The sequence below is a fragment of the Methanolobus sp. genome, assembly GCF_016278365.1.
GTDB lineage: Archaea > Halobacteriota > Methanosarcinia > Methanosarcinales > Methanosarcinaceae > Methanolobus.
The window spans coordinates 236,972-249,817 of the sequence record NZ_JADQBZ010000007.1 but is presented as its reverse complement, the minus strand read 5'-3'; the positions used below and the strand labels follow the sequence as shown (position 1 = coordinate 249,817).

General features: G+C 42.8%; 6 protein-coding genes. 3 read left to right on the top strand and 3 right to left on the bottom strand.

Annotation, left to right across the window (positions count from 1 at the left end):
* The first annotated feature begins 191 nt into the window (after positions 1-191).
* Both QZZ22_RS08630 and QZZ22_RS08625 read left to right on the top strand, forming a co-directional pair.
* Positions 192-1,115 (top strand): DUF1616 domain-containing protein, encoded by a 924-nt coding sequence (locus tag QZZ22_RS08630; protein ID WP_292464095.1) that lies wholly within the window; start codon positions 192-194, stop codon positions 1,113-1,115.
* 559 nt (positions 1,116-1,674) lie between these two features.
* The gene (locus QZZ22_RS08625) at positions 1,675-3,228 is read left to right on the top strand and encodes a glycosyltransferase family 2 protein (protein WP_292464094.1); all 1,554 of its coding nucleotides are present in this window, start codon (positions 1,675-1,677) and stop codon (positions 3,226-3,228) included.
* Between the two features lie 179 nt (positions 3,229-3,407).
* Here the strand turns inward: QZZ22_RS08625 and QZZ22_RS08620 are convergent, their stop codons facing one another.
* The 3 genes from QZZ22_RS08620 to QZZ22_RS08610 form a co-directional block, all read right to left on the bottom strand.
* The gene (locus tag QZZ22_RS08620; protein ID WP_292464093.1) at positions 3,408-5,900 is read right to left on the bottom strand and encodes a right-handed parallel beta-helix repeat-containing protein; all 2,493 of its coding nucleotides are present in this window, start codon (positions 5,898-5,900) and stop codon (positions 3,408-3,410) included.
* Between the two features lie 702 nt (positions 5,901-6,602).
* Positions 6,603-9,752 (bottom strand): right-handed parallel beta-helix repeat-containing protein, encoded by a 3,150-nt coding sequence (locus QZZ22_RS08615; protein ID WP_292464092.1) that lies wholly within the window; start codon positions 9,750-9,752, stop codon positions 6,603-6,605.
* Between the two features lie 399 nt (positions 9,753-10,151).
* The gene (locus QZZ22_RS08610; protein WP_292464090.1) at positions 10,152-11,444 is read right to left on the bottom strand and encodes a right-handed parallel beta-helix repeat-containing protein; all 1,293 of its coding nucleotides are present in this window, start codon (positions 11,442-11,444) and stop codon (positions 10,152-10,154) included.
* 348 nt (positions 11,445-11,792) lie between these two features.
* Here QZZ22_RS08610 and QZZ22_RS08605 point away from each other — a divergent pair, with 348 nt between their 5' ends.
* Positions 11,793-12,830 carry a DUF354 domain-containing protein gene (locus QZZ22_RS08605; protein WP_292464088.1) on the top strand — a complete coding sequence of 346 codons (1,038 nt, stop codon included), beginning with the start codon at positions 11,793-11,795 and terminating at the stop codon, positions 12,828-12,830.
* The last annotated feature ends 16 nt before the right edge of the window (positions 12,831-12,846 follow it).

Sequence of the window (12,846 nt, the reverse complement as noted above, 5' to 3'; positions counted from 1 at the left end):
CAACCAGCCTATTGCATTCTGCTCAGGAAGCTGAGAACTTGAAGTGCAAGCTCCCTACTTAATTGGGGAGTCGTTGACGATAACTAATATGTTTTCAAATACACAAAATTCTTAATGTTTGAGTCCATTAACAACACTTAAGGTTTAATGGTAAATATTTTAGGAGCATTAGGGCTGGTGTAAAATCAAACATGAACTTAAGATTCTTCGTACCTGCAGACATCAGACTGGTAATGGCACTTGTCCTTCTTACGGACCTGTTTATACTTTTTCCACCACTTAGCAGCAATCCCATACGTACTGTGCTGGGCCTGCCCATGGTGCTCTTTCTCCCCGGCTATGCTCTCATAGCCGCCCTCTTTCCGGGAAAGGATGATCTGGACAGTATAGAACGTATTGCTCTGAGCTTTGGCCTGAGCATAGCAGTGGTCCCTCTCATAGGTCTGGCCCTCAATTATACTCCTTGGGGCATACGGCTTGTTCCTGTACTTATATCGATTTCGGCTTTTACCCTTGCAATGTCCGTTATCGCTCTTCACAGGCGCGAAAGTCTGGGAAACAGCGCCTTCTCTGTCCCTTTCAGGGAAATGTATGCATCCTTCAAGGCCGAAGTGACCACAAAACCAGAGTCCCGACTTGACCGTGTACTGAGCATCATTCTTGTTGTCTCGATTCTATTGTCGGTCATCACCTTGGTATATGTGGTAGTGACACCCAAGCAGGGTGAGAAGTTCACGGAGTTCTACATACTGGGCCCACAGGGCATGGCCGATAATTATAACACCCGTCTTGTAGCAGGCGGGAAAACCGATGTGATAGTTGGTATCGTCAATCATGAATATGCACTTGTCAACTACTCCGTAGAGCTGAGGCTCAACGATGAGATAATAAATGTCCCGGATAGCTTTGCTCATATCTCCCTGGACCACAATGCCACATGGGAACAACCCCTCACCTTTGCCCCGGAGATCACCGGAAGTAACATGAAATTACAGTATCTGCTTTACAGGGAGGATAATATGAGTGAACCTTATCGCGACCTTCACCTGTGGATCAGTGTGGCAGAGACTCAGGAAGATATCGATGGGCCTGAAGCAGGAACCGTGATCCAATGATATTGTGATCATTGCATCTTTTATGGTATCAACACGGGTTTTTACGGTCCATAAGAAGTCTTTTCTTTGTATGACAGTTTCCAGACTTGTGAGCTCATGCCACGGGATAAACCCTTCAGGACTGTTAGCTGATGATTTTGTTTCAAATATCCTTTTCATGTTGCGCTCATTTTGAGCCTGGATGATGGGTTAACATGACAATAGTGGACTGATCTGGTCTAAAAGTGCATAATTTGTCGTGTTGCGGCATTTCATGGCACACCTGTTCGGTAAAAATTGTGTTAAATCCTTAAATTACTGATGATAATTATCTAAAATGCTTAGTTTTACTCTTTCCAAGCTAAGATACCTTGCCTTAAATTCCTCCAAATTATCGTTCTACTCCTAAAAATAGGGTTGATTCCTTTCATCGCACGATAATATTATAAACGTAGAGCAATGTTTGTATATTGGAGTGGACTGGATGTACAGCTTCTGGAATAGCAGCTGCTATGTCTGCTTTTAAGTTTGTATTCAAGGGGGCTTGAATGCTTACTATAATGCTAACGGGGGAGTATAATTGGGAGTTACATGTATAATTCCTGCCTATAATGATGAGGCTAATATACATGATGTCATCAAAAAGGCAGGCCTATATGTAGATAATATTGTAGTGGTGGATGACGGAAGCACCGACTCCACAGCATACATCGCTCAGAAAATGGATGCACATGTAATAAAGCACGATAAACATAAAGGGAAAATGGAATCTCTCAGGGCTGCTTTCAGGTATTCTGAAAAGTTTGGCAATGGTCCGGTTATTATAATAAATGCCGATGATATATACGATCCTGATGCCATACCAAAGCTCATCACTTCAGTCATGTGGAGGGAAGCAGATGCTGTTGTGGGTTATAATGAATACCCGGGTCAGGGTATTAATACCGATCTGCAGTCGCTGATCGATATGGCTCCTTATCTTGACTCAGATGGTAAATATCTTTCAAACTATCTTTCACAAAATATCGGTTTTACAGCTTTTTCATCAATTTCGACAGCGTCTCTTACGTTCACTGAAGACAGTCTGCCCGAGGAATTGTGTCTGGTAAAGGATGCTTTGAACGCAGGATTCAAATTAAAGGAGGTAAGCGTTAAAAAGACCCATGAAAGTAACAAGGACATATTCGATAAATATAAAATTGGTGTTGTAGTGCCTGCCTATAACGAAGAGAAACTGATACGCACAACTATTGAAGGTATTCCGAACTATGTAGATCGTATATATGTTATCAACGATGCCAGTACTGATAGCACTGCAGATGTGCTTAAATCGGTCCGGGACCCCCGGCTCTCTGTTATAACACATGAGACAAACCAGGGTGTAGGTGCTGCTATCCTTCACGGGTACAAGCGTGCGCTTCAGGAAGATATGGATATTATGGTCGTAATGGGTGGGGACAACCAGATGAACCCGGCACATATGCCCAGCCTGCTGATGCCTATCATCGAAGGCAAAGCCGATTACACAAAAGGTAACCGGCTGGGATGTGATGAATTCCGTTGTGGAATGAGCTCGTGGCGTCTTTTTGGCAATTCCCTGTTGAGCCTGATCACTAAGATCGGAAGTGGCTACTGGCACATAATGGACCCGCAAAATGGTTACACTGCCATCTCAAAGAATGCTCTTTCCAATATCGAAATCGATACTCTTTACACTTATTATGGCTATTGCAATGATATGCTGGTCAAGCTCAATACATTCGGCTTCAGAACACAGGATGTCACCATGCCGGCACATTACGGGGAAGAAAAGTCCAGTATCAAATACAGCAGATATATGTCCAAAGTATCTGTTATGCTGTTCAAAAAATTCCTGTGGAGACTTAAGGTGAAATATTCCATAACTAATTTCCATCCGCTTGTGCTCTTTTATGCGTTCGGGATGATACTTCTGCCACTGGGGGTCCTTTCAGGGGTGTACATACTCTTATCCGGCCTGATCACCGGATGGTATATTCCTGCCAGTCTGCCATTGATAGGGGCATTGTTCTTCATTGCCGGACTTCAGCTAATCCTCTTTGCCATGCTCTTTGACATGAGGGAGTGTTACAAGGCAATGGATGTCAATGTATGAGCGCCACCTGAATAAAAAAATAAACCTCCGAACCCGTTGACAAGGAGAAACGGAGGTATTCTTTATTTATCGCTAAAAGCAAAAGCCTGTCCTTGTGACAGTTAAGAAAATAATGTTTTACTTAGCGCAAGCTCTTCAGGTTGCATGTGCTTCTCAATTGAGCAAGCTCTTTAGTTTTATTATTTGCCGTCTGCACCGGAGAATACATTATTCTCAACGACAGGGGCATCAACGTTTTCCATTAATATAGCTTTTTCATCTCCGTTATTCCAGTTAGCGGCGTCTTCCAGGGTGTTGCCAGAAACAATTACATGCTGATAAGTTTTTGCGATATCACCCGATATCTTGGTCGCTCCAATGACACGGATACCTGTGGCCTGAGCTTCTGCATCGAAGTTCCCTTGAATGTTGTTACCTGTTATCGTCAGGTGATGCAAAGGTACCGGATATCTGTCATTATCATTGATGTGGGCGATGTATATGGGTATCCTGGAGTCTGTTATCGTGTTGTTCTCTATATAAAGATGGTTTGCTCCATGGCTATCGATAGCTTCACCCAGTGGATTATTTTCGATAGTGTTGTTGCGTATGTATATATGATCTGAATATCTGTAAGTGCTGCTGTCTTTCATTATAGCGACACCATAGGTGTTAGGGCTCGTTCCATTCACATTGATGTCCCTGAACAGATTATCATCAACGATCACATTGCTGGCTCCTTTGCCGATCATCACTCCAGCGTGACCATACTCAAGGAACTGGTTATCCTGAATGGTTATGTCCTGGTTGCGATCGGATGTGGAGTTGGTCGCCAGATAAATACCAAAATCCCTGAAATTGCGGAAAGTGTTCTCCCGGATAAAGGCATTACTACTGTTCTGGATGTAGATCAGACCATTATTACCGGCTCGGTCCAGATGTTCCTCGTCAGGATTGATGAACTCGAAACCACTGATCGTGACATTTTCCAGGTCTGCTATTGTAAATATGCTATATCCTGTGATAACAGCATTGTTCCCTATCAGTTCTATGTCTGACTTAAGGGCTACAGGTGAGCTGATAGCATAGATCCCCTGCTCGAATGTAATGGTCCCGTTGTCAACCGCATTAACTGCAGTCTTAATAGCGTCACTGTCACTGTCACCTACGTATACAGTTTCTCCGCTGCCTGTAAGGACAGTTGTCGTATCGTTATTCTTAGAAATAGAAATGCTGGGGTCTGTAACACCAGCATCATTCACTGCTTCAGCAGTGTTTTGGGAAGAGTCGGCCGTCAGTTCCATTGCACCGTTGGATGCAGCGAACTTCGAGGTATCCTGTTCCTGTGCACTTACGGCATATATGTGACCGTAGCCGGGGGTTGAAAAGGCATCATAGTCAACAGAACTATCGAACTCATTGTTCTTCATCGTGACACTGAAATCCTTTGCAACAGGCATCATCTCAACACCAAACGTGGAGCCTGATATCCTTTTGATGTTCTTGACGCTATTCTCTTCAAGTACCAGGTCGTTAGCATTATTCAGGTTGATACCTGTGCCACCTACGCCGGATATCGTATTATTCTTAAGGATACCGCCGTCGACATCCCTGAGCACTATGCCTCCATCATCGCTGACAAGCCAGCTGTTAACATCCTCTATGACATTATCCGAGATGGTCACATTCTGGTGCGGTCCGGCATTGTTGCGTGCACCAAGTACATGTATTCCGGAATGCTGTTTGTCTGGGGAATCCATGTTCCCTTTGACATAGTTCCCGGTAATGACCATGGTGTGCAACGGCAGGGGATATGTACCTTCATTGGTCTGGTAGGAAGCTGCTATAGGTACTTTGCAGTCGATGACTGTGTTATCCTGGATGTACACATGGTTTGCACCGTGACTGTCGATACCTTCCCACACGGGATTGTTCTCTATCCAGTTGTTCCGGATGTATATATACTCCGAATGCGCATAGGAATTGCTTCCCTTGGCAAGTGCTATACCATATGCATTTGCATTCACTTTCTTTACATTGATATCCTTGAAGGTGTTATCCTCCACATATATGTGATTGGATTGCTTCCAGATCATAACTCCACAGTAACCGTAATCAAGGAACTCGTTGTTCCTGATAGTTATCTGCTCGTTGAAGTGGGATGTTGAGCCAACTGCAAGGTTGATACCGTAATCCCTGAAATTGCGGAAAGTGTTCTCCTCTATCAAACAGTTCTGGCTGTTTGTGATATCTATAAGACCCTTGTTGGTAGCAATTGCAGTGTACTGTGCAGCAGGGTTGGTGAACTCGAAACCTCTTATTATGACATCTGTCTTGCCGGTTATAGTGAATATCGTATAACCTTGCAGAACCGCATTGTCTCCAACAAGTTCTATATTGGACTTCAGTTCCACAGGTGAGCTGATAGAGTATGTTCCGGGGGTGAACAGGATTACACCTTCATCTACGGTGTCGACCGCAGATCTCACGGCCTGCACGTCATCTGTTCCGGTGTATATAATCTCTCCGTCGGTCATCCGGACACTTATAGTACCGGCTTCTTTTGATATGGTGATCGATCCATTTGTCTCTGCAGGACTGATAGCAGCCGCAGAGGCTGTTGCTCCCAAACTCAAGTTGAGGAACAATATAACCATTAAAAGGTTTGTGGTGGTTTTCCATGTGATAGCCATTATTGACCTCTTAAACGTGTTAATTTTAGCTAGTGAGGAGCTTATTTTAAGCTACTGGGTCATTTACCTGCCAATTTAGTTCCATCAGCATGCCCGGCAGGAAACACATGATCCGGATATGGGGAAATATCCGTGGGGAGACCATGCCGTTGCCGAACAAAATGTGATTGTTATGAACATATTATGACGGGCTCTGCGTAGATTCTGCTGACTGTATATAAACCATGGCATGCCTAAAAAAACACTTGTGTTGTTTTAAAGGTCATTTTGAGGTGTTTTAAACCTTTGTTTTATACAATAAGTATTGGTTATGCATTCCATCTGTCTTTAATACAGTTTCTATCATATCGACAGATAAGTGTTCTTTGATTAGTATATGCGCATCCTGTTGACTTTTAAAGCACATGCACAGCAGTATGGTACCCTTTAATGTCAAAGGAAGGTCCAGTAATTAAGGAACCCTTCTTTATGATGCTCTTTAACTGTAATCTGAAAAATGAGGTTATCAACATGGAGTGATCCGGCTCAAAATGAACAAAAGACTTCCCGGACAGAAAACGTTTGGCTGCAAATGAGCAGATTATTTTAGAAATGCTGGAAATGGATGCCGCATGTGGCATGAAAACGCATGAAAACGCATGAAAAAATGTGGATGACGGACACCTATTCATTGGCCCGCCAACCCGATTTTGTCTTAAGTCTTCAGTTTACGATCACTGTTAAGGTGTCCGTGCTCGTCTGTCCCCTCATGTTGCTTATTGTCAGGGTGACGGTATATCTGCCTTGTTCTTCGAAAGTGTGGTTCACTATCATACCGGTTGCATCTCTCTGGATACCGTTGGAAGCGTCAAAGTCCCATGAATAGTTGACTATTCCATACCTATCGAAGGATTCGCCTCCATAGAATATGACTGTACTTCCTGCCTCAGCAACCCTGCCTGCCGCATTCGCAACAGGAAGGTCGTTTACTGGTTCAGCTGGTTCTGAAGGTTCAGTTGGTTCTGAAGGCTCAGTATCTTCAAGGACTATCAGTTTCATACTATCGTTTGAATTATCAAACATGGATGTGTCCTGATTCGTTACGCTTACTTCGTATGCGTGTCCTGATCCACTTTCGGTACGCGCATGGTATCCTACAGAGCTGTCAAAGATATTGCTTATGAGAGCAGCGTGGTTATCCATGCCATTTGCCAGCATCTTAACTCCTACGGTAGAACCTGAGATCTCTCTCATGCCACTGAAGGTGTTGCTCTGCATGACAGCATTGTCCGTATTCTCCAGATTAATACCCACACCGCCGGCGCCTGAGATCTTATTGTTCTCAATGACTGTCCCGTTGATGTTGCGCATTACGATCGCTCCATCTTCACTGACCAGCCAGTTGTTCACATCAACGATGATGTTACCGGAGACGTTCACTTCCTGGTAGGGTTGGACAATGGTTCCATCCTTGCTTATTCCTCCGAAGATGTAAATACCTGAGTTCTGCTTTTCCAGGCTGAGGTTTCCTGTCACTGAGTTTCCAGTCACAGAAAGATTGCTCAATGCGGCAGGGTACTTGTCATCCTGATTTTCATGAAGGATGATGATAGGTATCCTGCAGTCTGTGATGGTGTTGTTCTCAACAGAAAGGTGGTTGGCCCCGTGACTATCGATAGCTTCCCCGGTTGGGTTGTTCTCGATAGTGTTGCCGCGGATATTGACATACTCTGAATAATCGTATGTGCTGCTATCCTTCATGACCGCTACTCCGTAGGAGTTCGCATACATGGCCTTAACATTGATATTCCTGAACAGGTTGTCATCAACATTTACATTGCTTGCCTGCTTTCCGATCATTATTCCACAGTAGCCGTAATCAAGGAATTCATTGTCCTGTATAGTGACATTCTGGCTGCTGTCAGATGTGGTGCGGGTTGAAAGGTATATGCCGAAATCCCTGAAGTTGCGGAAAGTGTTATCCTGCACAAGAACATCTTCACTGTTCTGGATGTCTATAAGCCCGTTGTTCCCGGCACGCCCCAGATACTGGGCATCGGGATTACTGAACTCGAATCCTCTTATTGTGACATTTGTTTCATCTTTTATGGTGAATATGTTGTAACCGTTAAGTACAGCATTGTTACCGACCAGTTCCAGATCAGAACTTAGAGCGACTGGTGAGCTTATAGAATAGGTTCCCTCCTCGAAAACGATAGTTCCCTGGTTTACATTGTTCAGAGCAGCCTTCACAGCTTCAACATCATTGTTTCCACTGTACACTATCTTGCCATCATCGGTCTTGACAACTGTTGTACCTGCAATCTTGGATATACCTGTCCACGATGGGTTTATTACATCAGTGTTATCCGGTGTACTGTCAGTATTGTCAGTATTGTCAGAACTGTCAGTACTGGTACCTGGCTGTGGTGGTGTTAGTGGTGGTGTGTAAGGTGACGTAACGACATTGGAGTCTGTCTGAACATTAAGTCTCAACGCACCTGCGAACTTGGACTGAACCTGGTTAACCAGAGTAACGGAGTATGTGTTACTGTTCTTGGGGTATGCATAACCATGGTAGTTCACAGTGCTGTCATACTTATTGTCCTTGATAGTGGCACTGAAGCTCTTTACAACAGGTGACATTTTGACGCCCATCGTAGAACCGGAGATCTTTTTCAGGTTCCTGATATCATTATTCTGTACCAGTGCATTGTCTGTATTCAACAGGTTGATTCCTGTATTGCCTACACCACTAATGAGATTGTTGTCGACAACAACTCCGTTAACGTCTCTAAGAACAATAGCTCCGTCATCGCTGACCAGCCAGCTGTTGACGTCGATGACAGTATTGCCTGACACAGTTACATTAGTATATGGTTTTGCATAGTTGCGTGCACCAAGTACATGTATTCCGGAATGCTGCTTTTCTGGGGATGCCATGTTCCCTTTGACATAGTTTCCGGTAATGACTATGGTGTGCACAGGCAGAGGATATGTACCTTCATTGGTCTGATAGGAAACTGCTATGGGTACTTTACAGTTTATGACTGTATTATCCTGGATATACACATGATTAGCGCCGTGACTGTCGATACCTTCCCATACCGGACAGTTCTCTATCCAGTTGGACCTGATATAGATGTGCTCTGAGTGCTTGTAGGAATTGCTTCCCTTGGCAACTGCTATACCATATGCATTTGCATTCACTTTCCGTACATTGATGTTCTTGAAGGTATTATCCTCCACATATATGTAATTGGACTGCTTACCGATCATCACTCCACAGTAACCGTAATCAAGGAAGTTGTTGTACCTTACGCTTATATCCCTGTTGGATTGGGACGTTGAGGTGACTCCGATGTTGATTCCATAATCCCTGAAGTTGCGGAAGGTGTTCTCTTCTATCACACAGTTGTTGCTGTTGTAGATGTTGATAAAGCCCCTGCTGGAAGCAATTGAAGTGTATGTTGCAGTAGGGTTACTGAATTCGAACCCTTTTACCTTAACATTTGTCGCACTGGTTATCGTAAATACGTTGTATCCCTTGATCACTGCATTCTTTCCAACTATTTCAATGTCGGATTTGAGTGCTATGGGAGAGGCAATATTGTACGTTCCCTGGTTGACAAGGATGGTGCCTTTGCTGATAGCATTGACCGCGGTAGTAAAAGCCTGTACATCGTTGGTACCGCTGTATAGGGCCTTGCCGTCGTTTGTCTGTACCTGCGTAATGCCGGCGTCTTTCGATATGCTTATTGAGTAGTTCACCTCTCCTGAGCTGCTGACAGCAGCTGAAGAGATCGCTGCCCCTAAACCTATGTTAAGGACTAAAAAAGCCAATAAAAGGCTTAATATCTTCGTTTTATCCATTTTTGACCTCTTAAGCATGTTTTTCACAATAGGGTTTTTCGTTGTTAGGTCAACCTGTGTTCAATAATGCATAGAAATATTTTGTTTGTTCCTTATCGCCGAAGCACATATTATGCTATAATGCATATCAGTAGGAATAAACTCCTCACTTCTATGATATATTGTGACAAGCTAATCGTAAGTATTCTTAAAAGTATATATAATGTGTCAGATTCAAAAAGTGGCTAAAGTATAGTTTTGAGCCAACTAATATTGAAAATTATAAAAAATATGTATGATACTCATAATATATTATTATAGTAATTTTAACAGATTTATATTTTGCATCTTTAACAGACGAAGGGAGTTACACTGGCAGGGTATGTTTATGCAGAAATAACCTTGAAGAGAAACAACTTATTATTTGGCGAAGGTATAGTCGGCATCATAATAGATGTAATTCTCTTTTAGATCTATTATATTATCCCTGATGTCAATGATGTAATTATTTTTTACATTTGATACGCTCACACTATAGATCGGTTTGGATATCATGACAATATTCTTTATGTCATTATTATATACCTGTACATTGTTCGTGGCAGCCAGGTTAATTCCTATCCCTCCAACATTTGATATATTGTTGTTATATACCTGGGCACTGTCCACATTCATTAGCACGATTCCTCCGTCATTGGAGTGCAGCCAGTTATTCACATCAACTACAGTATTATCAGATACGGTGACATCCCTGTAGGGCTGGATAGTCCCTCCCGGGCCACGTCCCCCAAGTACATAGATACCTGAATCCTGTTTTGCAGCGCTCATATTTCCTTTCACATAATTCCCTTTGATGGTGATATTGTGTACAGGCTCAGGGTACTGGTTATCGCTGTTAATCTGGGCAACCGAGATCGGTATCCTGCACTCTGTAACTGTGTTGTCCAGAATGTAAACATGGTTTGCCCCATGGCTGTCAATTCCTTCCCACATAGGATTGTTCTCGATGGTGTTGTTACGGATGTAGATGTACTCGGAATAGCTGTATGTACTGCTGCCTTTTGCAAGAGCTACTCCATATGCATTAGGATTGATTTTCCTTGTATTTATATCTCTGAACAGATTATCATCAACAAATATCTGACTGGCCTGCTTCCCTATCATCAATCCTGCATAGCCATAATCAAGAAATTGGTTGCCTTTTATAGTTATATAGGTGTTATGATGGATCGGGGAAAGTGTGGAAAGGTATAACCCGTAATCGCCAAAATTCCGGAAAGTATTGTCAAGTATGTAGCAGTTATCGCTGTTTGTGATCTCTACTATGCTTTTGGTGCCCGAGTGGCGTACATAGGTCTCATCCGGGTTGCTGAGATCAAATCCTTTTATGGTTACATTTGATGCATCAGAGATCTTGAATATCCTGTACCCTATGATGGAAGTGTCTTTCCCGATTACTGTAATATCCGATTTAAGTTTGATTGCTGAGGCAACATTGTAACTTCCCTGTTCAAACAGGATCACACCTTTGTCAATTGAACCGACTGCCACCCTGATAGCCTCTTCGTCATTCGTTCCGTTGTATAGTACTATTCCGGTACTGTTTTGTATGACGGAGATCGTTTGGTTTTTAGTAATTAATATATCGATCTCTTTGGATATTTCATCCATGTCGGTCATGAAATAACCATAGGTTAAGTACAGGGTTATCATAACTGCAAGAACCAAAATGGGTAAAAATATATTTCTTGGCAAACGGATCTTTCCAGGCAAGAGTGTTTCTTTGATTCTCATGTTATTGCTCAGCGGATTTGTTATTTTTAATATCCGTTTTTGCAGTGTGATCCGTTTTAAAATCAAATAATGAATAGTTATTATGATTTATTACCTTGCTGCTGCATTTAGAATAACGCATATTGGATGTCCTGAATGTAATTTGTTTTCTTCTCTTTGTAAGGAAAAGGTTTGATCGATCTCATATTATATTTGTGCCAAAAAGATTGCCAATGACTATTTAAAAATGATTATATATGAGTTCTGTACTATAGTTATGGGGGTTAAATGAAAGTTCTAGTCGATATAGGGCATCCCGCCCATGTCCACTTTTATAAGAATATTGCTTGGGCGGTGGAAAAGAATGGCCACGATGTTTTGTTTACGGCCAGAGAAAAAGATGTCACTGTGGATCTGCTTGATTCCTATGGCTTCAAATATGAGGTCATAAGCAAGATGGGTACCGGTAAAGGTAACTTGATGAAGGAATGGGCTGGCAGGGATCTAAAACTGCTCAAAATAGCTCATAAATTCAATCCTGATATCCTGACTGGTATCCTTAATCCTTGCGTGGCGCATGTAGCATGGCTTATGCGTAAAAGGTCACTGATTTTCACGGACACCGAACATGCAAAATTTGCCAATTGCGTTACTCTCCCTTTCGCAGATATGGTATTTACTCCTACTTCATACAATCGCGATATAGGGATGAAACAGGCAAGGTACAATGGCTACCAGGAGCTTGCATATCTTCATCCTGCATACTTTCATCCGGATCCGGCTTTCCTTTCAAGCCTGGATCTGGATGAAAATGAACGGATAATAGTGCTTCGTTTTGTATCATGGGGTGCAAGCCATGATGTCGGCCAGCATGGAGTTACCAATAAGCTGGAAATGGTCCGGGAGCTTGAAAAATATGGAAAAGTATTCATAACTTCAGAACAGGAATTAGAACCGGAATTAGAGAGATACAAAATACATCTCCGACCGGAAAAATTGCATGATCTGCTATATTATGCCAGTCTGTACCTGGGGGATGGAGGTACAACGGCAGTGGAAAGCGCAATACTGGGTACTCCTTCGATATACGTTTCCTCTCTTGCGGGGACAATGGGCAACTTCACTGAACTTGAGGAAAAGTACGGGCTCATGTATTGCTTTAAAGATTCAGGGCAGGCTCTCCAAAAAGCAGTGGAGATCCTCAATAATAAGCAGGCTAAACAGGAATGGGGTAGAAAGAAGGATCAACTTATACGGGACAAGATAGATGTGACCGGGTTTATAGTGGAACATCTGGGTCTCATGTCTGGCCAGGCCCGAAAATAGTTTTGTGGGTGTAAAT